At 55.5% G+C, this 24,144-nt stretch carries 21 protein-coding genes and 1 tRNA gene; 20 read left to right on the top strand and 2 right to left on the bottom strand.

The annotated features are described in order from the left end of the window. Window positions 1–3: 3 nt before the first annotated feature. Window positions 4–903 (bottom strand): NAD(+) kinase, encoded by a 900-nt coding sequence (locus BOW52_RS02650; protein WP_078482540.1) that lies wholly within the window; start codon window positions 901–903, stop codon window positions 4–6. Between the two features lie 154 nt (window positions 904–1,057). On the opposite strand from BOW52_RS02650, the gene hrcA reads away from it, so the two are divergent. The 11 genes from hrcA to BOW52_RS02595 all read left to right on the top strand — a co-directional run bounded on the left by hrcA (window position 1,058) and on the right by BOW52_RS02595 (window position 16,406). Continuing rightward, window positions 1,058–2,125 carry a heat-inducible transcriptional repressor HrcA gene (gene hrcA / locus BOW52_RS02645; RefSeq protein WP_236725616.1) on the top strand — a complete coding sequence of 356 codons (1,068 nt, stop codon included), beginning with the start codon at window positions 1,058–1,060 and terminating at the stop codon, window positions 2,123–2,125. Between the two features lie 65 nt (window positions 2,126–2,190). After that, window positions 2,191–2,772: a nucleotide exchange factor GrpE gene (gene grpE, locus BOW52_RS02640; RefSeq protein ID WP_078482538.1), complete on the top strand. Its 582-nt coding sequence runs from the start codon at window positions 2,191–2,193 to the stop codon at window positions 2,770–2,772. A 126-nt stretch (window positions 2,773–2,898) separates the two neighbouring features. Beyond that, window positions 2,899–4,836, top strand: a complete 1,938-nt coding sequence (dnaK, locus tag BOW52_RS02635) for a molecular chaperone DnaK (RefSeq protein WP_078482537.1) — start codon at window positions 2,899–2,901, stop codon at window positions 4,834–4,836. 143 nt (window positions 4,837–4,979) lie between these two features. Further along, window positions 4,980–6,125 carry a molecular chaperone DnaJ gene (gene dnaJ, locus BOW52_RS02630; RefSeq protein ID WP_078482536.1) on the top strand — a complete coding sequence of 382 codons (1,146 nt, stop codon included), beginning with the start codon at window positions 4,980–4,982 and terminating at the stop codon, window positions 6,123–6,125. 166 nt (window positions 6,126–6,291) lie between these two features. Continuing rightward, window positions 6,292–7,098, top strand: a complete 807-nt coding sequence (gene dapB / locus BOW52_RS02625; protein ID WP_078482535.1) for a 4-hydroxy-tetrahydrodipicolinate reductase — start codon at window positions 6,292–6,294, stop codon at window positions 7,096–7,098. Window positions 7,099–7,250: 152 nt separating this feature from the next. Beyond that, window positions 7,251–8,870: a methyl-accepting chemotaxis protein gene (locus tag BOW52_RS02620; RefSeq protein WP_078482534.1), complete on the top strand. Its 1,620-nt coding sequence runs from the start codon at window positions 7,251–7,253 to the stop codon at window positions 8,868–8,870. A gap of 316 nt (window positions 8,871–9,186) precedes the next feature. Then, a complete protein-coding gene (locus tag BOW52_RS02615; protein ID WP_078482533.1) occupies window positions 9,187–10,782 on the top strand; it encodes a methyl-accepting chemotaxis protein in 1,596 nt (531 codons plus the stop codon). Between the two features lie 223 nt (window positions 10,783–11,005). Beyond that, complete coding sequence (carA, locus tag BOW52_RS02610; RefSeq protein ID WP_078482551.1) at window positions 11,006–12,151, top strand: glutamine-hydrolyzing carbamoyl-phosphate synthase small subunit; 1,146 nt, start codon at window positions 11,006–11,008, stop codon at window positions 12,149–12,151. 78 nt (window positions 12,152–12,229) lie between these two features. Beyond that, window positions 12,230–15,451, top strand: coding sequence for a carbamoyl-phosphate synthase large subunit (gene carB / locus BOW52_RS02605; RefSeq protein WP_078482532.1), 3,222 nt, complete (start codon window positions 12,230–12,232; stop codon window positions 15,449–15,451). Then, on the top strand, window positions 15,448–15,927 hold the full coding sequence (greA, locus tag BOW52_RS02600; RefSeq protein WP_078482531.1) for a transcription elongation factor GreA: 480 nt from the start codon (window positions 15,448–15,450) through the stop codon (window positions 15,925–15,927). Before carB ends, greA begins: the two co-directional genes overlap by 4 nt. 20 nt (window positions 15,928–15,947) lie before the next feature. Continuing rightward, window positions 15,948–16,406 (top strand): DUF4149 domain-containing protein, encoded by a 459-nt coding sequence (locus BOW52_RS02595; protein ID WP_078482530.1) that lies wholly within the window; start codon window positions 15,948–15,950, stop codon window positions 16,404–16,406. On the opposite strand, the gene yhbY is transcribed toward BOW52_RS02595, so the two are convergent. Beyond that, window positions 16,403–16,750: a ribosome assembly RNA-binding protein YhbY gene (yhbY, locus tag BOW52_RS02590; protein WP_174673069.1), complete on the bottom strand. Its 348-nt coding sequence runs from the start codon at window positions 16,748–16,750 to the stop codon at window positions 16,403–16,405. The genes BOW52_RS02595 and yhbY overlap by 4 nt on opposite strands. A gap of 50 nt (window positions 16,751–16,800) precedes the next feature. Between yhbY and rlmE the strand changes: the two genes are divergently transcribed. The 9 genes from rlmE (at window position 16,801) to BOW52_RS02545 (ending at window position 24,142) form a co-directional block, all read left to right on the top strand. Further along, the gene (rlmE, locus tag BOW52_RS02585) at window positions 16,801–17,421 is read left to right on the top strand and encodes a 23S rRNA (uridine(2552)-2'-O)-methyltransferase RlmE (RefSeq protein ID WP_078482528.1); all 621 of its coding nucleotides are present in this window, start codon (window positions 16,801–16,803) and stop codon (window positions 17,419–17,421) included. 105 nt (window positions 17,422–17,526) lie between these two features. Then, window positions 17,527–19,449, top strand: a complete 1,923-nt coding sequence (gene ftsH, locus BOW52_RS02580; RefSeq protein WP_172840079.1) for an ATP-dependent zinc metalloprotease FtsH — start codon at window positions 17,527–17,529, stop codon at window positions 19,447–19,449. 110 nt (window positions 19,450–19,559) lie between these two features. Further along, window positions 19,560–20,390: a dihydropteroate synthase gene (gene folP, locus BOW52_RS02575; protein ID WP_078482526.1), complete on the top strand. Its 831-nt coding sequence runs from the start codon at window positions 19,560–19,562 to the stop codon at window positions 20,388–20,390. 29 nt (window positions 20,391–20,419) lie between these two features. Continuing rightward, on the top strand, window positions 20,420–21,760 hold the full coding sequence (gene glmM / locus BOW52_RS02570) for a phosphoglucosamine mutase (RefSeq protein WP_078482525.1): 1,341 nt from the start codon (window positions 20,420–20,422) through the stop codon (window positions 21,758–21,760). A gap of 84 nt (window positions 21,761–21,844) precedes the next feature. Next, window positions 21,845–22,597: a triose-phosphate isomerase gene (gene tpiA / locus BOW52_RS02565; RefSeq protein WP_078482524.1), complete on the top strand. Its 753-nt coding sequence runs from the start codon at window positions 21,845–21,847 to the stop codon at window positions 22,595–22,597. Between the two features lie 23 nt (window positions 22,598–22,620). Then, the gene (gene secG, locus BOW52_RS02560) at window positions 22,621–22,986 is read left to right on the top strand and encodes a preprotein translocase subunit SecG (protein ID WP_078482523.1); all 366 of its coding nucleotides are present in this window, start codon (window positions 22,621–22,623) and stop codon (window positions 22,984–22,986) included. A 24-nt stretch (window positions 22,987–23,010) separates the two neighbouring features. Then, a tRNA-Leu gene (locus tag BOW52_RS02555) sits at window positions 23,011–23,095 on the top strand. Window positions 23,096–23,315: 220 nt separating this feature from the next. Continuing rightward, window positions 23,316–23,672 (top strand): NADH-quinone oxidoreductase subunit A, encoded by a 357-nt coding sequence (locus BOW52_RS02550; protein ID WP_078482522.1) that lies wholly within the window; start codon window positions 23,316–23,318, stop codon window positions 23,670–23,672. Beyond that, on the top strand, window positions 23,663–24,142 hold the full coding sequence (locus tag BOW52_RS02545) for a NuoB/complex I 20 kDa subunit family protein (protein ID WP_078482521.1): 480 nt from the start codon (window positions 23,663–23,665) through the stop codon (window positions 24,140–24,142). The genes BOW52_RS02550 and BOW52_RS02545 overlap by 10 nt, the downstream gene beginning before the upstream one ends. The last annotated feature ends 2 nt before the right edge of the window (window positions 24,143–24,144 follow it).

The following is a 24,144-nucleotide window of genomic DNA, read 5'->3' as shown; positions in this document are numbered from 1 at the left end:
CGGTTAAACCTCCGGACACTGTTTGCCGGGGTGCTCATTCCAGCCGAGCTTGGCGCGTAGGATCTCGAAGTAGTCGTAACCCTGCGGATGGATCAGGTGCAGGCGCTTCTCTTTGCGTTGAATAATGATGCGGTCATCGCTCTTCAGATCGACGGTGACCTGCCCATCACAGCTTACCTGCGAGTGGCTGCTACTGGTCTCGTTGACCACTACTTCGATACGGCTGGCGGCATTGACCATCAGTGGGCGATTGCTCAGTGTGTGTGGGCAGATCGGCACCATCACCACCGTGTCGAGTGAGGGGTGCATGATCGGACCGCCACTGGAGAGGGCGTAGGCGGTTGAGCCGGTCGGGGTGGCGACAATCAGACCATCGGCCCGCTGGGTGGTGACGAAGCTGCCGTCGATGTAGGTGGAGAACTCGATCATGCGCGCCACCTCGGGGTTGTGTACCACCACATCGTTAAGTGCATTGAAGGGGCGGCAACTGCCGTCCACACCCTCGACATACATCTCAAGCAGGAAACGCTCCTCGTCGAGGTAGTTGCCGCCGAGGATCTCATCGAGGCGGGCCACCATCTCAGCGGGTGAGACATCGACCAGAAAACCGAGCCGACCCATATTGATGCCGAGAATGGCGATCTCATGTTCGCAGAGGCTACGGGCGGCGTTGAGCAGGGTGCCGTCACCGCCCACCACGATCGCCAGCTCGCAGCGACGACCGATCTCATCGCGGCTGGCGCTCTCGAGGTTCAGCTCGGGCAGTAGCTTGGCGGTGTTCTCATCGAGCAGCAGCTGCTGGCGCTGTTCGAGTAGGTGTTCGCTGAGTGCGTGCAGGGTGCCTGCAATGCTCGGGTCGTCAAATTTTCCGATGAGACCAATGGTTTTGAAGGGGGTGGACATCTATTGCACCTGTGCTTTTTTGGCAACGTTATCACGCCCATTGCAAGCCGCCAACAGCGCCCATAGATAGACCCTTAGTGGCGTTAGCACTCGATAGGTCAGAGTGCTACTATTTCGCCGGCGTCGGACGGGGTCATCACCGGAAATTAATCGAGTGAGTCAAACAAAAACGGAAAATGGTGTGTCGATAGCGCTCAATGAGCGCGCCCAGCATCTGCTCAAGGTGTTGGTTGAACACTATATAGAAGAGGGCACCCCGGTTGGTTCCCGCACCCTGGCGCGCGATATCGGTCTGAAACTGAGTCCCGCCACGATCCGCAATGTGATCTCCGATCTGGAGGAGCTGGGTCTGGTCAGCTCCCCCCATACCTCCGCAGGACGTATCCCTACCGTGCAGGGCTATCGCATGTTTGTCGATTCACTGCTAACGGTGCGTGAACTCGATACCCGTGAGCTGGGCCAGTTTCAGCAGCTGCTCGATCCCAAACTCGATAGTCAGGAGTTGCTGCTCAACAAGGCCTCTTCACTGCTCTCCGGTGTTTCGCAGATGGCGGGGGTGGTGACGATGCCACGACTGCAGACGACGATTCTGCGTCAGGTGGAGTTTCTACCGCTTTCCGATCGTCGCATCCTGGTGATTCTGGTGGTCAACGAACATGAGGTACAGAACCGCATCATTCATGTCGATCGTGACTACAGTGCCGAGAATCTGCGTCGTTTTGCCAACTATCTGAGTAGCCACTTCGCCGGTCAGGACGTAAGCCAGCTGCATGAGCTGATGGTGGCTGAGCTGGAGTCGGCGCGCGAACATATGGATGAGGTGATGCGCTCACTGATCGATGCGGCGGGTGAGCTGTTTGATGCCGAACGTAACGACAACGATTTTCTACTTGCTGGTGAGACCAATCTGATGGGGCTGAGCGATATGAGCAGCGTAGAGAAGCTGCGTGGACTGTTTGAGGCGTTCAGTCAGAAGCAGGAGATCCTGCATCTGCTTGATCACAGTATTAACGCCGATGGGGTACAGATCTTCATCGGCGAAGAGTCGGGTTACAGCGTGCTGGATGAGTGCAGCGTGGTGACTGCCCCCTATAACATTGAGGGGCAAGGGGTCGGTGTACTGGGCGTGATTGGTCCGACCCGTATGGCCTATGAGCGGGTGATCCCGATAGTCGATGTCACCGCCAAGCTGCTCAGCGCCGCCTTGAATCCACGTGAATAAGCCCCATATAGCAGCGAACCGAATTAATAACCCGCAATAGATTATGTGTTTGGAGTTTTATAAAGATGAGTAATAACAATCAGCAAGAGCCGCAAACTGATGAGAGTGGCGCTGTTGAGGGGGAGGTCCTGTCGGCCGCCGAGGATGAGGCGGTTCAGGGGGATGCTCCCGTTGAAGATGTGGCGGTGCTGCTCGAAGATGCACGCGCCAAGGCCGATGAGCACTGGAACGAGACACTGAAGCTGCGTGCCGAGATGGATAATCTGCGCAAGCGCACCGCGCGCGAGTTGGAGAATGCCCACAAGTACGCGCTGGAGAAGTTTTCCAACGAGCTGCTGAGTGTGGTTGATAGCCTCGAGATGGGTGTGGCAGCGGCTGCCAATGAGGGCGCTACGGTTGAGACCCTCCGCGAGGGGAGTGAGATGACCCTCAAACAGCTGCTCTCTGCGATGGAGAAGCACGGTATCGCCGAGATTAATCCCGAGGGGGAGAGGTTTGATCCGGATAATCACCAGGCGATGACCATGCAGGAGACCGACGAGGTCGAGCCCAACATGGTGGTGGCGGTGTTCCAGAAGGGCTACACCCTCAATGATCGTCTGATCCGTCCGGCACGGGTGGTGGTTTCTAAAGCGGCCGCTGAGTAATTAATATCACTCTGCAGGCTTGAAATCGGGACGAGTAACCCCATCTTCAGGGGCAGAATGCAGTTTTAACGAATTTGAATAAATCCCCGTCGTCAAAACGACGGTTTGAAGTGGAGAATTGAGATCATGGGCAAGATTATCGGTATCGATCTGGGAACCACCAACTCCTGCGTAGCAGTGATGGAGGGTGGTAAGGCACGTGTTATCGAAAATAGTGAGGGTGATCGCACCACACCATCGATCGTCGCCTACACCGACGACAATGAGGTGCTGGTTGGTCAGTCGGCCAAGCGTCAGGCGGTCACTAACCCGACCGACACCTTCTACGCAGTCAAGCGTCTGATCGGTCGCCGCTTCGAAGAGGATGCGGTACAGAAAGATATCAAGCTGGTCCCCTACAAGATCGTTAAGGCGGATAACGGTGATGCGTGGGTCGAGGCGAAGGGCACCAAGATGGCCTCTCCCGAGATCTCAGCCAAGGTGCTGCAGAAGATGAAGAAGACCGCTGAGGATTTCCTTGGCGAAGAGGTGACCGAAGCGGTCATTACCGTTCCTGCCTACTTCAACGACTCACAGCGTCAGGCGACCAAGGATGCGGGCAAGATTGCCGGTCTTGAGGTCAAGCGCATCATTAATGAGCCAACCGCAGCGGCCCTTGCCTACGGCATGGACAAGAAGCGCGGTGATGTGAAGATCGCGGTCTACGACCTCGGTGGCGGTACCTTCGATATCTCGATCATCGAGATCGCCGATATCGATGGCGAGCACCAGTTCGAGGTGCTCTCAACCAACGGTGATACCTTCCTCGGTGGTGAGGATTTCGATATGCGTCTCATCGACTACCTCTCCGATGAGTTCAAGAAGGACACCGGTATCGATCTGCACAATGACCCACTCGCACTGCAGCGTCTTAAAGAGGGTGCGGAGAAGGCGAAGATCGAACTCTCATCGAGTGCCCAGACCGACGTCAATCTACCCTACATCACCGCTGATGCCTCAGGTCCCAAACATCTTAACGTCAAGGTGACCCGTGCCAAGCTCGAGTCGCTGGTTGAAGAGCTGATCGTACGTACCATCGATCCTTGTAAGGTGGCACTGAAGGATGCGGGTCTGAACGTCTCCGATATCGATGACGTCATCCTGGTTGGTGGTCAGAGCCGCATGCCTAAGGTTCAGGAGGCGGTACAGGAGTTCTTCGGTAAGGAGCCGCGTAAGGATGTAAATCCCGATGAGGCGGTTGCGATGGGTGCCTCGATCCAGGGTGGTGTTCTGGGCGGTGACGTCAAGGACGTGCTGCTGCTCGACGTAACCCCACTGAGTCTCGGTATCGAGACCATGGGTGGCGTGATGACCAAGCTGATCGATAAAAACACCACCATCCCGACCAAGGCGAATCAGGTCTTCTCTACCGCTGATGACAATCAGACGGCGGTTACCGTGCACGTACTCCAGGGCGAGCGTGAGATGGCGAGTGCCAATAAGTCACTCGGTCGTTTTGATCTGAGTGATATCCCACCGGCACCCCGTGGCGTACCGCAGATCGAGGTCGCCCTCGATATCGATGCCAACGGCATTCTTAATGTCTCGGCAAAGGACAAGGGTACCGGTAAAGAGCAGAACATCATCATCAAGGCCTCTTCTGGTCTCTCCGATGATGAAGTCGATCGTATGGTCAAGGATGCTGAGGCACACGCCGACGAGGATAAGAAGTTCCACGAACTGGTCGATGCGCGTAACCAGGCCGATGGGATGATCCATGCCACCCGCAAGTCGATGGAAGAGCTGGGTGACGAGAAGCTCGAGCCGGGCGAGAAGGATACTATCGAGGCTGCTATCAAAGAGCTCGAAGAGGCGATGAAGGGTGATGACAAGGATGAGATCGAGGCCAAGACCAAGGCGCTGACCGAGGCCTCCGGCAAGATGGCTGAGCGACTCTACGCCGAGAAGGGTGCTGCAGATGCCGCTGGTGCCGAGGGTGCTGCACAGCCTGAGGGTGATGCTGGACAGGCGGATGATGACGTTGTCGATGCCGAGTTCGAAGAGGTTAAGGAAGACAATAAGTAACCATCAGGTTATGGTAGCCCCCCGCCCAGCTGGGTCAGGGGAAAGACGCGGGCGCGGGAGTTTAGACTTCCGCGCCTTCGGCGTGTTGGAGGCAACGACTCCACGCGTTATCGATCTACTTAAAGTGATGCGACCGGAACACCATGAGTAAACGTGACTACTACGAAGTGCTGGGCGTGGCGAAAAACGCCAGCGAAGCGGAGCTGAAGAAGGCCTATCGTCGTCTGGCGATGAAGTATCATCCCGATCGTAATCCCGATGATGAGGAAGCCGAAGCCAAATTTAAGGAAGCGAAAGAGGCGTATGAGGTCTTAAACGATGCTCAGAAACGCACCGCTTACGATCAGTTTGGTCACGCCGGTGTCGATCAGTCGATGGGTGGTGGACCCGGTTACGGTGGCGGCGCGGGTGCCGGTAACTTCAGCGATATCTTTGGCGATATCTTCGGCGACATCTTCGGCGGTGGTGGCCCGGGTGGGCGTGGTACCAGCAGTGTGCGTCGCGGTTCTGATCTACGTTACAACCTCGAGCTGAGTCTTGAGGATGCAGTACACGGCACCACGGTGAAGATTCGTGTGCCAACCATGGTGAAGTGCGAGAGCTGTGGTGGTAGCGGCGGTGAGGGTGACTCTAAGCCGACCCCCTGCGCCACCTGTGGTGGTCAGGGTCAGGTGCGAATGCAGCAGGGATTCTTCTCTGTGCAGCAGACCTGTCCCTCCTGTCACGGCAATGGTGTGATCATCTCCAACCCCTGTAAGAGCTGTCATGGCCACGGTCGTGTGCAGGAGCACAAGACCCTCTCGGTCAAGGTGCCGGCAGGTGTCGATAACGGCGACCGGATTCGTCTCTCCGGTGAGGGTGAGGCGGGAGAGAACGGTGGTCCATCAGGTGATCTCTACGTGCAGGTCGGGATCAAGGATCATCCGATCTTTGTCCGTGATGACAACAACCTCTACTGCGAGGTGCCGATCAGTTTTGTCACCGCCGCACTCGGTGGAGAGCTTGAGGTGCCGACCCTTGATGGCAAGGTCAAGCTGAAGATTCCAGCTGGCACTCAGACCGGCAAGCTGTTCCGTATGCGCGGGAAGGGTGTGAAGTCGGTGCGCGGTGGTGTGACCGGTGATCTGCTCAGCCGCGTAGTGGTTGAGACGCCGGTCAATCTGTCGGCCGAGCAGCGCGATATCCTACAGAGCTTTGAGCAGAGCCTCGGTGGCGATGCACAGCACAACCCGCGTGCCAGCTCCTGGCTCGATGGGGTGAAGAAGTTCTTTGGCGATCTGGGCGCCTAGTCGCTGGTAGTAGTGACAGAGAGTGTGAAAGAGGGGCCTAACGGCCCCTTTTTTATGCGGTGGTCCCGAGCCACCCCCATCTGTTATTGTCTGTCGCTATTCCAATAACGAAATTTCTGGTCTGCAGCGGTGGGCTGCATTTAATAATCGAATTCGAGGTGTAGAGATGAGCAGGGTTGCAATTGCCGGTGCTGCCGGTCGTATGGGACGCATTCTGATTGAGGCGAGCCAGATGGCTGAAGGTGTGAGTGTCGGTGCGGCTACTGAGCGAAGCGGTAGCGAACTGCTGGGGCTCGATGTGGGCAATCTGGTCGGTGTTGGTGCGCTCGGTGTGAAGTTGGTCGATGATCTGGCTGCTGTGGTTGATGACTTCGATGTGTTGATCGATTTCACCAGCCCAGCCGTGACGATGGCAAACCTTGAAATCTGCCGGGAAGCAGGGAAGAGGGTGGTGATCGGAACCACCGGTCTTGATGATGAGCAGAAACAGAAAATCGCTGAGGCAGGTGAGCAGGTGGCGGTCGTTTTTGCCCCTAATATGAGTGTCGGCGTCAATCTAAGCTTCAAGCTTCTTGAGATTGCCGCTCAAGTCCTGGGCGATGATGTCGATATCGAGATAGTGGAGGCACACCATCGTCACAAGGTTGATGCCCCCTCTGGGACCGCGCTACGCATGGGTGAGGTGGTTGCCGATGCGCTGGGCCGCGATCTTAAAGAGTGTGCAGTATACGGTCGCGAGGGTATCACCGGTGAGCGTGAGCGCAAGACGATCGGTTTTGAAACCATTCGGGCGGGTGATATTGTTGGCGAACACACCGTGCTGTTTGCCGCGTTGGGTGAACGACTCGAAATTACCCACAAGGCATCGAGTCGCATGACCTTCGCCAAGGGGGCTGTACGAGCAGCCGGCTGGGTGATGCAACACTCTCAGGGAGAGTTCGATATGCAGGACGTACTTGGTCTGGCTGAGTAAGTCGATTTGTTAACTGTCCACCCCGGACAGTTTTAATTATTGTGCATTATAGCTGGTGAGCAACCGGCTGGTCGCGGTTTTCAAACCCGTACATGGGAGTGTGTCGCGATAGTTCTACCGAATTAAAATATAACAACTAGATTGGTGAGAATATGAATAAGGCAGCGGGAAAGTTAGAGCTCGGCATCTCTGCAAAGATTAATCTGGCGCTGCTCGGGGTCTTTTTAATGGTCTTCGCGACCTCGCTCTGGTTTGTCTATGACGGTGAGCAGTCGCTGGTTGAAGAGGTGGTGTTGCAGCAGACACGCGATGCAGCTGACTCCTACTTCGATTCGATCAACGCCTTCATGCTGACCGGTAATATGGCCAATCGAAAAATCCTCCAGGACAAATTGTTGGAACGCCCCAATTACACTGAGGGTCGCATTCTTCGCCACGAATCTGTCTCTAAGATCTACGGCCCCGGTTTTGACGATGAACTGCCACAGGACGATCTTGATCGTCGTGCGCTGGCTGGTGAATCGATCGTTGAGATGAGTGAGAGTGGTGAGTTGCTGACGGTGATCAATCCGGTTCTGGCCAGCAAGGATTATCGCGGCACCAACTGTCTCACCTGTCACATAGTGCCTGAGGGAACAGTGTTGGGTGCGGTACGTGTGAGCTATTCGCTCGAGGACATTCACGGACAGATTCGCGATAGCCTGATGGTGATTGGTGGCGTCAGTCTGCTGCTGTTTGTTGTGGGGCTGGCTCTAATTATTTATATGATGTCGAAGATTGTGACCAGTCGGATCGGCAGGCTGCGTAAGACGATCGATGCGGTGGCGACAGACTCTGATCTGAGTCAGCGTTTTGAGGTGCGTACCAACGATGAGTTTGGTGCGATGGGTAACGCCTTTAACCAGATGATGGATCAGATTCAGGAGAGTATGACGCAGGTCTACGAGACGACGAACGAGCTTCGTGCTGTCTCATCTGAGATCGCGGCTTCATCGGAAAATACTGCCAAGGCGGTTGCCGAGCAGCGTAACGGCACCGAAGCCGCGCTAGGCACTATGCGCGAGATGGAGTCATCGGTGAATGGTATTGCAGATCATGCCAAACAGACGGCAGAGGCCTCAGCTGGTGCCGATGAAGAGGCGCGGGGTGGAGCTATAGTTGCGACCAAGGCGCTGGCGGGTATTGATGCGCTGATGAACAATGTCGAAGAGGCGGCGGGTGTTATCCAGTCTCTCGATACCAACAGTGAACAGATCGGTGTGGTGCTGGATGTGATCAAGAATATCGCTGAACAGACTAATCTGCTGGCACTCAATGCGGCGATCGAAGCGGCGCGAGCCGGTGAGCATGGTCGTGGTTTTGCGGTGGTTGCTGATGAGGTGCGTACGCTGGCCACTCGAACCCACGAGTCCACCAAAGAGATCGAGGAGATGATCGATAATCTCCAGTCACGAGCCCGTGACGCCGTTGGTGTTATCGATAGTGCACGCGAGCTGGCGAAGACCGAGGAGGAGCAGGTCGAACGTGCTGCTGAGGCGCTCGGCATGATCGTCGGTGAGGTGGTCGGTATCCGCGAGATGAATAATCAAATTGCCGATGCGATCTCTGAGCAGATGCAGCTCACCAGCGGGGTGAATGAAAATCTTGAGAATATCGGACTGATCTCGGAGGCGACCTCGGAGGAGGCCGATCGAAATCTGCAGATCAGTGACCGTCTGATTGCCGCCTTCTCACGTCTAGAAGGTGCGATAGGTCGTTTTAAACTCAACTGATCGTAGTTTAATTTAATGTCATTGATAAGGACGGCAAACCTTCAGGGTGTCGTCCTTTTTTGTTTCGTTAGCATCAATTTACGTTGATTTAAATCAACCATATTTAAGCTTTTGTTAAAGCTTTGTCGCTTATTTCCGATAGTCTTCTTAGGTGTGATTACGTCAATGGTTCATCTCGGTTGTGCGATGTGAAGTCGAGTGGTCGCGTAAGGAGGGGGGCTGGGTGGGTTTTCCCGAGCTTGTCTGCTTGGGAGTTTGGCGTAGCATGTGTGGCAGGAAGTCTGCTCATAAAAAGATCGGGACGGAGGATTCCATAATGAAGATCGCAGCAAAAATAAACCTCACGCTCCTGGCCGTGTTTGTCACGGTTTTAATCGCATCTCTATGGCACTCATTTAAAAGTACCCACTCTCTGGTCGAGTCTGCTATTACCCAACAGACCACCGATATGGCCGACAGCTACTTCGACACCATTAATGCGATGATGCTGACCGGTAACATGACCAATCGCCAGATCCTGCAGAAAAAATTGCTTGAGCGTCCCAATGTGCTTGAGGCGCGCATCATTCGTGGTGAGGGGATCGCAAAACTCTTCGGTGCGGGCTTTGAGGATCAGAAGCCGGTTGATGAACTGGATCGTCGTGCACTTGCCGGTGAAGCGGTAATAGAGGATGTCGATGGTGAAGAGGGTAGTTACCTCACCGTTGTTACTCCGCTACGTGCCAGCGCCGATTATCGTGGCACCAATTGTCTACTCTGCCATCAAGTTCCTGAGGGTACGGTGCTCGGTGCGGTGCGTGTCTCCTACTCGCTCGATGAGATGCACAACAAGATCTTTAATGGTCTGCTTAGCTCAGGCGGTATCCAGATTGTGCTATTTGCAGCGGGTCTTGTGCTGATGGTCTACATGCTGGGTCGAGTGGTCACTAAGCCAATTAATAAATTACGCGGCACAATTCAATCCATTGAGCAGAATTCAGATCTGAGTCAACAGATTGTGGTTGAGAAGCGGGATGAGATTGGAGAGATGGCCGACGCCTTCAACGGCATGATAGTCAAGTTCCATGACAGCCTGAAAGAGGTGAGTGACACCACGCATGGATTGACGGATGTGGCTGATCGTATTCGCTCGACCTCAGAACAGAGTGCCGGCGCGGTGCGAGAGCAGCAGACGGGAACTGAGATGGTCGCCACGGCGATGAATGAGATGGAGGCGACCGTGCAGGAGGTGGCGCGCAATGCGGGTCAGACCGCCGAGCTCTCCAAGGATGCCGATCAGGAGGCGAAGAAGGGTGCCTATGTTGTGACTCAGGCGATCGGTGGTATCGATATTCTCATGAGCGATGTGGAGCAGGCCTCTACCGTGATCAAGCAGCTCGATGAGAAGAGTGAAAATGTCGGGGTGGTCCTGGATGTGATCAAAGGGATTGCCGAGCAGACTAACCTGTTGGCGCTGAATGCTGCCATCGAGGCGGCACGAGCAGGCGAGCAGGGGCGAGGATTTGCGGTGGTAGCCGATGAGGTGAGAACCCTGGCGACTCGTACCCACCAGTCGACCCAGGAGATCGAGCAGATGATCGAAGAGCTACAGCTCGGTGCTCGAGAGGCGGTCAGTGCGATGGAGACGGCGCGTGGTTGTGCAGCCAAGGAGTCTGAGCAGGTCGAAGCGGCCGCTGAGTCGCTGGCGATGATTGCTGGTGGTGTCTCGGGAATCAATGATATGAATAGTCAGATCGCTATCGCTGCCGATGAGCAGAGTAAGGTGGCTGAAGATATCAATCGCAATATCGTCAATATCAGTCAGCTCGCCGAGCAGGCATCACAGCTCTCCGGGCAGAATGCCGAGGTCAGCAATGAGCTGATCGATCTCTCCGCCAAGCTCAATATGCTGGTAGACCGCTTCAGGCTCTAACTCAGCCCCGATCCAGGCCATTACCACCGCGAATACTCCCGCGGTGTTTCATCTTGCCGGAGTCGCGCCAATTGGACGCATTTCTCATCGCCTTGGATGGACAGCGAGGCCCAGGTTGAGTAGAATCGGCCCCACCCGGAAACGGGATTCTTGAAAGATTTAACCGTGCGGGAGCAGCCTTGTGGCTTTTCCCGTTTTTTGCGCGCGTTGAGTGGAGGTAATCTTGCGACAACCGGCCCTGTTAGCCCTGGAAGACGGCACCCTGTTCTGGGGGGAATCAATTGGTATCAATGGGCAATCCGTTGGCGAGGTGGTATTCAATACCTCGATGACCGGTTATCAGGAGATTCTGACCGATCCCTCCTACTCAAAACAGATTGTTACCCTGACCTATCCACACATCGGCAATGTCGGGACCAATGAGGATGATGAAGAGTCATCGGCGCTGCATGTCAGTGGTCTGGTGATTCGCGATCTGCCTCTACTGGCCAGTAACTTTCGCAACCAGGAGTCACTCGACACCTATTTGGCGCGCAACAACATCGTTGCCATCGCCGATATCGATACCCGTAAGCTGACCCGAATTCTGCGCGACAAGGGGGCTCAGAATGGTTGCATCATTGCTGGTGAGAATATCGATGAGGCAGCTGCAGTTGCCGCAGCGCAGGGCTTCCCCGGTCTGAAGGGGATGGATCTCGCCAAAGAGGTCACCACCGGTCAGCCCTACGAGTGGGCGCAGGGTAGCTGGACACTCGCCGACGGCATGCCTGATGCGCCGCACCCGATTGAAGAGAAGCTTCCCTATCATGTCGTCGCCTACGATTTCGGCGTAAAGCGCAACATCCTACGCATGCTGGTCGATCGTGGCTGCCGGCTCACTGTCGTTCCGGCACAGACCCCTGCTGAAGAGGTGCTGAAGCTCAATCCTGATGGCGTCTTCCTCTCCAATGGCCCGGGCGACCCAGAGCCCTGTACCTATGCGATCGAATCGATTAGCAAAATTCTTGAGGGCGAGCTACCGGTGTTTGGTATCTGTCTCGGTCATCAGCTGCTCTCCCTGGCCAGTGGGGCAAAGACGGTGAAGATGAAGTTTGGACACCACGGTGCCAACCATCCGGTGCAGGATGTCGAGGGCGGTGAGGTGATGATCAGCAGTCAGAATCACGGCTTCGCGGTCGATGAAAAGAGTCTGCCAGCAAACATGCGTACCACCCATCGTTCGCTCTTTGATGGCAGTCTGCAGGGTGTACATCGCACCGACAAACCCGCCTTCAGTTTCCAGGGGCACCCCGAGGCGAGTCCCGGTCCACACGATGTGGCACCACTCTTCGATCACTTTATTGAGCTGATTGAAGCAGCGCAGCAATAGTTAATAACCGTGTGTGGCCGTGGCGGGTGATGAGCTCATCCGCTGCAGTCACCACCTAAATGATCAGACAAAGAAGCCATGCCAAAACGTACAGACATCAAAAGCATCCTGATCATCGGCGCTGGGCCGATTGTCATCGGCCAGGCGTGTGAGTTCGACTACTCGGGCGCACAGGCGTGTAAGGCGCTACGCGAAGAGGGCTATCGCGTTATTCTGGTCAACTCCAATCCAGCCACCATTATGACCGACCCGGAGATGGCCGATGCCACCTACATCGAGCCGATCAACTGGCAGGCGGTGGCGAAGATCATCGAAAAAGAGAAGCCAGATGTGCTGCTGCCGACTATGGGTGGTCAGACGGCACTCAACTGCGCGCTCGATCTGGCCCGCGAGGGTGTGCTGGAGCAGCACGGCGTCGAGATGATTGGTGCGAAGAAGGAGGCGATCGACAAGGCGGAGGATCGCGACAAGTTCCACAAGGCGATGACCAAGATCGGTCTCGACATGCCCAAGGCTGCGGTTGCCCACTCGATGGAAGAGGCGTGGCAGGTGCAGGCGCAGGTCGGCTTCCCGACCATTATCCGTCCCAGCTTCACCATGGGTGGCTCCGGTGGCGGTATTGCCTATAACAAGGAAGAGTTCGTCGAAATCTGCGAACGAGGCCTTGATCTCTCGCCGACCAAAGAGCTGCTGGTTGAGGAGTCGATCCTCGGCTGGAAAGAGTATGAGATGGAGGTGGTACGAGACCACAAGGACAACTGCATCATCATCTGCTCGATCGAGAACTTCGATCCGATGGGTGTGCACACCGGTGACTCGATCACCGTTGCCCCGGCACAGACCCTGACCGACAAGGAGTATCAGATCATGCGCGACGCCTCACTGGCGGTACTGCGTGAGATCGGTGTCGACACCGGCGGCTCCAACGTCCAGTTTGCAATCAATCCCGATAACGGTCGCATGACCATTATCGAAATGAATCCACGTGTGTCGCGCTCCTCGGCGCTCGCCTCCAAGGCAACCGGCTTCCCAATTGCCAAGGTGGCGGCGAAGCTGGCGGTCGGTTACACGCTCGATGAACTGCAGAACGATATTACCGGTGGTGCCACCCCGGCCTCGTTTGAGCCGACTATCGACTACGTCGTGACCAAGATTCCGCGTTTCACCTTCGAGAAGTTCCCACAGGCCGATAACTCCCTGACCACACAGATGAAATCGGTGGGTGAGGTGATGGCAATTGGTCGTAGCCAGCAGGAGTCGTTCCAGAAGGCGTTGCGCGGTCTCGAAATCGGTGTCGATGGCTTTGATGAGATGTTCGACATGGAGCAGGAGGATGCGATGGATGCGCTCTATCAAGCGCTACGTCGTCCCACTCCCGAGCGCCTCTGGTATGTCGCTGACGGTTTCCGTGCCGGGATCGACCTGGAGAAGATGTTTGAGTTGACCAAGATCGATCGCTGGTTCCTGGTACAGCTGGAGGAGCTGGTGACGCTTGAGGCCGAGGTGCGTGAGCGTGGTGTCTCAGGTATCGATAAGCCTTTCCTCTTCAAGCTCAAACGCAAGGGATTCGCCGATCGTCGTCTCGCCAAGCTGATTGGTCTGCGTGAAGGCGAGATGCGCAAGCTGCGCCGCGAACTCGGTATCCGTCCGGTCTATAAACGTGTAGATACCTGCGCCGCTGAGTTCTCTACCTCGACTGCCTACATGTACTCCACCTACGAGGAGGAGTGCGAGGCGAATCCCTCTGATAAAGAGAAGATCATGGTGCTCGGCGGCGGTCCTAACCGCATCGGCCAGGGTATCGAGTTCGACTACTGCTGCGTACACGCGGCTCTGGCAATGCGTGAGGATGGTTACGAGACCATCATGGTCAACTGTAATCCCGAGACTGTTTCTACCGACTACGATACCTCGGATCGTCTCTACTTCGAGCCGCTGACGCTTGAGGATGTACTCGAGGTGATCGACCTCGAGAAGCCTAAAGGCGTGATTGTTCAGTACGGTGGTCAGACACCGCTGAAGCTGGCGCGTGATCTCGAGGCCGCCGGTGCACCGATTATCGGTACCTCGCCCGACTCGATCGATCTGGCTGAGGACCGTGAACGCTTCCAGCAGATGATCGACAAGCTCGGTCTGCGCCAGCCGCCCAATCGCACCGCACGTAACCCTGAGGATGCGGTACGTCTGGCCGAGGATATCGGTTACCCACTGGTGGTGCGCCCCTCCTATGTGCTGGGTGGTCGTGCGATGGAGATCGTCTTTAATGAGTCTGAGCTGCGCACCTATATGCGTGACGCGGTGAAGGTCTCCAATGAGTCGCCAGTGCTGCTCGATCGTTTCCTCGATGATGCGGTAGAGCTCGATGTCGATGCCATCTGTGACGGAGAGCAGGTACTGATCGGCGGACTCATGCAGCATATCGAACAGGCGGGTGTTCACTCCGGTGACTCAGCCTGTTCACTGCCACCCTACAGTGTGTCGGCGGAGATTCAGGATGAGCTGCGCCGTCAGGTGACGGTGATGGCAAAAGAGCTGAAGGTTATCGGTCTGATGAACACTCAGTTTGCGATCAAGGACAATGACGTCTACGTGATAGAGGTCAATCCTCGCGCCTCACGTACCGTTCCCTTTGTCTCCAAGGCGACCAGTCGCCAGCTGGCCAAGGTGGCGGCCCGCTGTATGGCGGGTACTACGCTTGAGGCGCAGGGTGCAACGGAAGAGATCGTGCCCGACTACTACTCGGTCAAGGAGGCGGTCTTCCCGTTTGTGAAGTTCCCTGGTGTTGATCCGATCCTCGGCCCTGAGATGAAGTCGACTGGCGAGGTCATGGGTGTCGGTCGTAGCTTTGGTGAGGCGTTCCATAAGGCGCAGCTTGGCGCTAGCGTCACCATGCCGAGCAGTGGTCGTGCCTTTGTCAGTGTGCGTGAATCGGATAAGGGCGGTGCCGTACGTGTCGCCGGAACCTTGGCTGAGCTCGGTTTCGAGGTGGTCGCCACACGTGGTACCGCCCGAGCCTTGAACGAGGCGGGTATCGAGTGCGGTGTGGTGAATAAGGTGACCGAAGACCGTCCACACATCGTCGATATGATCAAGAACGATGAGATCAGTTTCATCGTCAATACCACTGAAGGAAAGCAGGCGATTGCCGATTCGCGCGGCATTCGTGCCTCGGCGCTGCAGCACAAGGTCACCTACTTCACAACAATCGCAGGTGGTGAGGCTGCCTGTCGCGCGATGAAACGTCGCGACGAGGCCGATGTTAACCGTCTGCAGGATCTGCATAAGGAGCTGTCAGTATGAGCGGTAAGGTACCTATGACTGTACGTGGGGCTGAGGCACTTCAGGCTGAGCTCCAGGATCTGAAAAGCGTTCAGCGTCCACGTGTTGTTGAGGCAATTGCCGAGGCGCGTGCCCACGGAGATCTGAAAGAGAATGCTGAGTATCACGCCGCGCGTGAGCAGCAGAGCTTCATTGAAGGCCGTATTAAGGATATTGATGGCAAGCTCTCCAATGCGCAGGTGATTGATGTCACCACAATGCCGGCCAATGGACGTGTCATTTTTGGCACCACTATCGACCTCGAAGAGGAGGAGAGTGGTGAAGAGGTGACCTACCAGATCGTTGGTGAGGATGAAGCCGATATCAAGGCGGGTCAGATTTCACTCAACTCACCGATTGCCCGTGCCCTGATCGGCAAGAGCGAGGGTGATGTGGTCTCTGTCGATGTTCCCGGCGGTACTCGCACCTTCGAGATCCTCGAGGTCAAATACATCTAATCCCCCTGCTAGCCCCGGTCATGGATAGAGTTTTTGTGGTTGTTGAGCGATTGTTACTAACCCTTTGGGTTGGCGCGCTCTGGGGTGTTGGTTATCTGGCCGTTCCACAGCTATTCAATCTTCTTGAGAATCGCGCCCTCGCCGGCACTCTTGCCGGTGAACTCTTCACCCTGACAACCTATCTGAGTCTTGTGGTGGCCGCACTGCTGCTTGTCATCGCACTCTATCGAGTCGGGCGGGGTTATTTGCGTAGTTGGCGTTGTGGCTTGTTGCTGGTGATGGTGATTGCTGCGGCAGTGAGTGAATTTATTCTCCATCCGCAGGTCGCGGAGCTGCGAGCGGCAGGTCTGCCCACGAGCTTGGAGGGGAGCCGCTTTGCGATGCTGCATGGCATCTCTTCACTGCTGTTTCTGTTCAACTCGCTGGCGGGCGCGGTGTTGGTTGCCGTCGGGGTGGTGAGTGTGAAACGGGGTGACTAGCGGGCAGGGATCTCGATACGAGGCTTGTCGATGTTGCGCTTGAATAGCAGGGCGACATGTCCAATTCGCTGGATCAGTTCGGCCTTACACGCCTCACAGAGTGTAGCGATCATCGCATCGCGCGACTCCCGATCCATCGCGTTGACCCGTACCTTGATCAGTTCGTGATGGGTGATGGTGCTGCGGGTCTCTTCAATCAGCCCCTCGGAGATGCCCTTATCGCCGACGATGATGAGTGGTTTAAGAGAGTGGCCGAGGCCTCGCAGATGGCGTTTTTGTGAATCGGTGAGGGGCACGGGTGTATAGACCTCTGTAAAGTAGTGCTGGTCGAAAAAGGGTGGCAAGTTTACCCTGTATCGCACCCCATTTCACTGAAAAGAGCTGTTGGTAAGTTATGGCACGTAGTAAAAGTAGTGGACGTTGGCTGCAGGAGCACTTCGACGATGAGTATGTGAAACGCTCGCAGGCGGATGGCTATCGCTCGCGTGCGATCTACAAGCTGATCGAGATTCAGGAGAAGGATCGTATTCTGAAGCAGGGGATGACGGTGATCGATCTCGGCGCGGCTCCCGGTGGCTGGTCACAGTACGCCGCCAGCATATTGGGAGACACGGGGCGGGTGATTGCACTCGATATTCTGCCGATGGACTCGCTCGCCGATGTTACCTTTATACAGGGTGACTTCCGCGAGGATGAGCCGCACCAGCAGCTGATCGATCTACTCGATGGTGGGCAGGCTGACCTTGTAATGTCAGATATGGCCCCCAATATCAGCGGTATGAGTGCGGTTGATCAGCCGCGAGCGATGTATCTGGCTGAGCTGACTCTGGAATTGGCAAAAGAGACGTTATCTCCCGGTGGGGCCATGTTGGTGAAGGTTTTTCAGGGTGAAGGTTTTGATGAGTATCTCAAGGCGCTTCGTTCGGCTTTCGGCAAGGTGACGATGCGTAAACCGAAGGCTTCACGCCCACGTTCGCGTGAGGTCTACGCCTTGGCCCGTAACTTTAAACTGTAGTAGGGTAGAACCAATCCAGTGACCTATACTCTAATTCAATCAAGCGCTTCACGCTGATCAGTAATAAAACCCCTATCATATCTGAGGTAAACAGGTTTGAACGACATGGCAAAAAATGTGCTCCTTTGGGTGGTTATCGCAATCATCCTGATGTCGGTGTTTAATAATTTCAGCACCACTCAGCAGCACGCACAGCCGCTGCCCTATTCGCAATTTATTAATGATGTGAAAGATGGGCGTATCCAGAGTGTATTGATCGAAGGCCGCACCATTACGGGTAGTTCAATCGGTGGTGAGCGGATCAAGACCTACAGTCCCGAGACCGATAACCGTTCTCTGATCGGCGATTTGCTCGCCAATAACGTCATGATCGAGGCGCAGCCACCCGAGCAGCAGTCGGTACTGATGCAGATCTTTATCTCCTGGTTCCCGATGCTGCTACTGATCGGTGTCTGGATCTTCTTCATGCGCCAGATGCAGGGCGGTGGCGGTGGTCGCGGTGCAATGTCCTTTGGTAAGAGCAAGGCACGCATGCTGGGTGAGGATCAGGTCAAGGTTAACTTCGGTGATGTGGCCGGCGTTGAGGAGGCGAAGGAGGAGGTCGGCGAGCTGGTCGAATTCCTGCGTGATCCCGGTAAGTTCCAGAAGCTCGGTGGCAAGATTCCTCGTGGCGTATTGATGGTTGGCTCCCCCGGTACCGGTAAGACACTGCTGGCCAAGGCGATCGCTGGTGAAGCAAAGGTGCCGTTTTTTACCATTTCAGGTTCCGATTTTGTTGAGATGTTTGTCGGTGTCGGCGCCTCGCGTGTCCGCGACATGTTCGAGCAGGCGAAGAAACACGCCCCCTGCATTATCTTTATCGATGAGATCGACGCGGTCGGTCGCCATCGCGGTGCCGGTCTCGGTGGTGGACACGATGAGCGTGAGCAGACCCTGAACCAGCTGCTGGTTGAGATGGATGGCTTTGAGGGCAACGAGGGCGTGATCGTCATTGCTGCAACCAACCGTCCCGACGTACTCGATCCTGCGCTGCTGCGTCCCGGCCGTTTCGATCGTCAGGTGGTGGTACCGCTGCCCGATGTGCGTGGTCGTGAACAGATTCTGCGCGTGCATATGCGCAAGTTGCCGGTCGACGATAACGTTAAACCTGCGATTATCGCTCGTGGTACCCCTGGATTCTCCGGTGCCGATCTCGCTAATCTAGCCAATGAAGCGGCACTGTTTGCCGCGCGTGCCAACAAGCGTCTGGTCGAAATGGACGATTTCGAGCGTGCCAAGGATAAGATCATGATGGGTGCGGAACGCCGCTCCATGGTGATGAGCGAGGAGGAGAAGAATCTCACTGCTTATCACGAGGCGGGTCACGCCATCGTTGGTCGTCTGGTCCCCTCACACGATCCGGTCTACAAGGTGACGATTATTCCACGTGGCCGCGCCCTCGGTGTGACGATGTTTCTGCCTGAGGCGGATCGTTATAGCGCCAGTAAGGAGCGACTTGAGAGTCAGATCTCTACGCTCTACGGTGGACGTATCGCCGAGGAGCTGATCTTCGGTGAGGAGAACGTCACCACCGGTGCGCAGAACGATATCAAACGTGCCACTGAGATCGCTCGCAACATGGTTACCCAGTGGGGCCTCTCTGACCGACTTGGACCGCTTGCCTACTCTGAAGATGAGGGTGAAGTCTTCCTCGGCCACTCAGTGACTCAACACAAGAGCATCTCTGATGAGACGGCACATGTGATTGATGAGGAGATTCACTCCATCATTGATGATAACTATGCGCGCGCAAATACCATGCTCAACGAGAACATGGATAAGCTCCATGTGATGGCCAAGGCGTTGATTAAATACGAGACCATTGATTCAGATCAGATCGATGACATCATGGACGGTAAAGATCCTCGTCCCCCTCAGGATTGGGACTCAAGTGATGAGTCAGATTCGGATGAGGGTGGACCGGCTGAAAAGACCGATTCGTCTAAATCAGGCAACGACCCGATCGGTGGTCCAGCCGGACAGCACTAGAGAAAAAACCCGCGATTGCGGGTTTTTTCTTGGGTAACAGGTTGCAGGTAACAGGCCCTCTTTGAGCCTGAAACCTGTCTCCCGTTAGCTGATCACTTTATACTCCCCAAATGATTCTCGACTGCGCTGGAAAGCCGCTTAATCTCAATCGTCCACAGGTGATGGGTATTCTCAATGTCACACCCGACTCTTTCTCGGACGGGGGTGATTTTCTGGCTGCTGAAAGTGCCATAACTCATGCACAGGAGATGGTTGAAGAGGGTGCGGCGATTATCGATGTGGGCGGAGAGTCGACCCGTCCCGGTGCACCTGACGTCACGCTCGAAGAGGAGCTGGCTCGCGTTATTCCGGTGATCGAGGTGCTCTCTGTATCAGTCGATGTGCCGATCTCGGTCGATACCAGCAAGCCAGAGGTGATGCGGGCTGCTGTGGCCGCGGGTGCGGGTATGATCAATGATGTCTATGCGCTGCGTCGGCCCGGTGCGCTTGAGACGGCGGCTGATCTAAATGTACCGGTCTGTCTGATGCATATGCAGGGCGAGCCGCGCACCATGCAAGATGAGCCGAGTTATGACGATGTGGTGACAGAGGTCGCCTCGTTTCTTGCTAAGCGCATCGCCTCCTGTCAGCTAGCGGGTATCGGTAAGGATAAGATCGTAATCGATCCCGGTTTTGGTTTTGGCAAGAAGCTTGAGCACAATTTGAGTCTACTTAAACAGCTCAAACAGCTGTGTGAGCTGGGTGTGCCGCTGCTGGCTGGTATGTCGCGCAAGTCGATGATCGCGGCGGTGCTTGATCAGCCCGTCGATGATCGCCTGTTTGGCAGTGTAGCGTTGGCAACCCTGGCGACCTGGCAGGGCGCTTCGATTCTTCGTGTGCACGATGTTCGCGAAACGGTGGATGCAGTGCGTATGGCTGAGGCCGTGGTCAACGCTGTTTGATAACAGATACTCCTTAAGGGTGAGTAATTTTGAGTCGTAAATTTTTTGGCACTGATGGTATTCGTGGAAGAGTGGGTGAGTTTCCAATCACTCCCGAGTTTGTACTCAAGCTCGGCTGGGCAGCTGGCCGAGTGCTCTCCGAGGGTGGTCACGGTCGGGTGCTGATCGGGAAAGATACCCGTATCTCGGGTTATATGTTTGAGTCGGCTCTGGAGGCGGGTTTCTCTGCTGCGGGTGTCGATATCCGTCTGCTCGGCCCGATGCCGACCCCTGCGATTGCCTATCTGACCCGTACTCTGCACGCCGATGCAGGCGTGGTGATTAGCGCTTCGCATAACCCCTATCACGATAACGGCATCAAGTTTTTCTCTGCCAACGGAACCAAGCTGCCTGATGATGTAGAGCTTGCGATTGAGCGTGAGCTGGAGAGTGAGATCACCATGGCCGAACCGGCACAGCTCGGTAAGGCGGAGCGGGTGGTCGATGCGGCGGGGCGTTATATCGAGTTCTGTAAAAGCACCCTGCCCGCAGAGATGAATCTGAAGGGGGTCAAGGTGGTGGTCGACTGTGCCCACGGTGCGACCTATCACATCGCCCCGAGTGTCTTTGATGAGCTGGGTGCTGAGGTGGTGGTGATTGGTGCGGAACCCAATGGGCTTAATATTAACGAGGGATGTGGTGCGACCGATCTGGAGGCGCTTCGCGCCAGTGTGTTGGAGCACAAGGCCGATATTGGTGTGGCGCTCGATGGTGATGGTGATCGGGTGATGATGGTTGATCACATGGGTGAGGTGGTTGATGGAGATGAGCTGTTGTTTGTCATCGCAACCTCCAAAGAGAGTGCCGGCTGTCTGCAGGGCGGGGTGGTTGGCACCTTGATGAGTAACCTTGGTCTTGAGCATGCAATTCTCGAGATCGGTATCGGATTTGAGCGTGCCAAGGTGGGTGATCGTTATGTGATCGAGCAGCTGAACAATAAAGGGTGGCGTCTGGGTGGCGAGTCCTCAGGGCACATCATCTGTCTCGATCGCACCACCACCGGGGATGGTATCGTCTCAGCACTCCAGGTAGTTGCCGCAATGATCTCAAGCGATGCCACGCTGCATGCGCTGAAACGCCGTATGACCAAGTACCCGCAGACCATGATCAATGTGGCTACTAAGGGTGGTGGCGATATCAGCGCCTCGACAGCGGTTCAGCAGGAGGTCGCTGCAGTTGAGAGTGAGCTGGCGGAGCGGGGCAGGGTGCTGCTGCGTCCGTCGGGGACCGAGCCGCTGGTGCGGGTGATGGTCGAAGGGGTTGATGCTGTCGAAGTGGAGCGTCTGGCACGTCGTCTGGCGGCCGTTGTGGAGCAGGCAGCCGCCTCCTGATAACGATTAATAATTGAAATTGATTTATCGGGCGGGTGCCGCTAATATTGCCGCCTGATTTTTCGCACTGTTTTGGAGAATACGATGCGTCGACCCCTGGTTGCCGGTAACTGGAAGATGAATGGTTCTAAAGAGAGCATCAAAGCTCTGCTGGATGGAATCAAGGCCGGTATGGGCGATGTGAAAGAGGCTGAGGTTGCAGTTTGCGTACCCGCTATCTACATCGCCGAGGTTGAGTCGCAGCTCACTGGCAGCCCGATCATGTGGGGTGCGCAGAACCTGAGCAATGAAGCATCTGGTGCCTTCACCGGCGAGATCTCTGCTGCGATGATTAACGATTTTAACTGTGCCTACGTGGCGGTTGGTCACTCCGAGCGTCGCACCCTCTTCGGTGAGGATGATGCGATGGTCGCGAAGAAGTTTGCCGCTGCACGTGCATCAGGCCTGAAGCCGATCTTCTGTATTGGTGAGACCCTGGAAGAGCGTGAGCAGGGTATTACCAATGATGTGGTTGCGCGTCAGATTGATGCCGTGGTTGAGCTTGAAGGCATTGAGGCGTTGGCCGATTCGGTTGTTGCCTACGAGCCGGTTTGGGCTATTGGTACCGGTAAGACCGCATCACCGGAGCAGGCGCAGGAGGTTCACGCCTTTATCCGTCAGCGCATCGCCGAGAAGAGTGCGGATGTGGCTGAGAAGGTACAGATTCTCTACGGTGGTAGCATGAATGCAGGTAATGCTGCGGAGCTACTTTCTATGGCCGATATTGATGGCGGCCTGATTGGCGGTGCTTCATTGAAGGCCGAAGATTTCCTTACTATCTGTCGAGCAGCCGGTTAACGGTTAGCTGAGCGAAGAGTCCGATGCAAACAATACTACTTATGGCACATGTGGCGATCGCAATCGGCCTAGTTGTTCTGGTCCTGATCCAGCACGGCAAGGGCGCCGATGCCGGTGCTGCATTTGGTAGTGGCGCATCGGCAACGGTATTTGGCTCGCAGGGATCGGGTAACTTCCTGACCCGCGCGACTGCCGTTTTAGCAACACTCTTTTTTGCCGCTAGCCTTACCTTGGCAATTATGTCGGCAAATAGAGAGCAGCCAAAGAGTGTCACTGAGGTTGTAGCGCCAGTTTCTGGTGAGACGATGTCAGGTGAGAGTGATCTACCTGCCGATATGCCGGCAGTTCCTCAGCAGGATGCACCTGCTTCGGATGTTCCGAAGCTCTGATTGTCAGGATCGATAGTCAAAATTGCGGATGTGGTGAAATTGGTAGACACGCTGTCTTGAGGGGGCAGTAGCGCAAGCTGTGCCGGTTCGACTCCGGCCATCCGCACCACCTTTATAAAAACGGTACACCTTATGGGTATACCGTTTTTTTATACCCTAAGAAGTAATGTATCTCGTTGATATTTAAGAACAAATAAAACTGGACTGAGTTGACAGCTCTCGCTATTCTGTCCTAAACTTCGTGTTCGCTTTATCGCGCACCCACACGACACCGCAGAGTTGTGTGAGGTGGTATTAATAAGAATAGCATTGGTGGAGTAGAGGAATTTATGCTGGAGAACTATCTCCCAGTCCTGATCTTCCTTGCCGTCGGCATGCTCGTCGGCGTTGGACCTATTGCCATCGGTTTCCTTCTCGGCCCACGCCGTCCCGATAGCGCAAAAAATTCACCCTATGAGTGTGGCTTCGAGGCGTTTGAAGATTCGCGCATGAAGTTTGACGTTCGTTACTACCTGGTTGCCATCCTCTTTATCATTTTCGATCTTGAGATCGCCTTCCTCTTTCCGTGGGCGATCGCAATCGATTCGATCGGTATCTTTGGTCTGTTGGCGATGGCGATCTTCCTGCTGGTGCTGGTGATCGGCTTTATCTATGAGTGGAAAAAGGGAGCGCTGGAGTGGGAGTAGAAGGCATTCTCGAGAAGGGTTTCATCACCACCAACGCGGATAAGGTGATCAACTGGGCGCGTACCGGTTCGATGTGGCCGATGACCTTCGGTCTAGCTTGTTGCGCGGTAGAGATGATGCATGCCGCCGCTTCGCGTTATGACATCGACCGTTTTGGTGCGGGTATATTCCGCGCTACCCCGCGTCAGTCCGATCTGATGATCGTCGCCGGTACCCTGACCAATAAGATGGCGCCTGCACTGCGTAAGGTCTACGACCAGATGCCGGAGCCACGTTGGGTGATCTCGATGGGCTCCTGTGCCAACGGTGGCGGTTATTACCATTACGCCTACTCGGTCGTGCGTGGCTGTGACCGAATCGTACCGGTTGATATCTATGTGCCCGGTTGCCCACCGACCGCCGAAGCGCTGCTCTACGGCTTTATTCAGCTGCAGAACAAGATTAAACGAACCAATACCATCGCACGTTAGGA

Source organism: Solemya pervernicosa gill symbiont (assembly GCF_002020875.1).
In the GTDB taxonomy this organism is placed as follows: domain Bacteria; phylum Pseudomonadota; class Gammaproteobacteria.
This window is presented reverse-complemented; position numbering and strand designations above follow the sequence as displayed.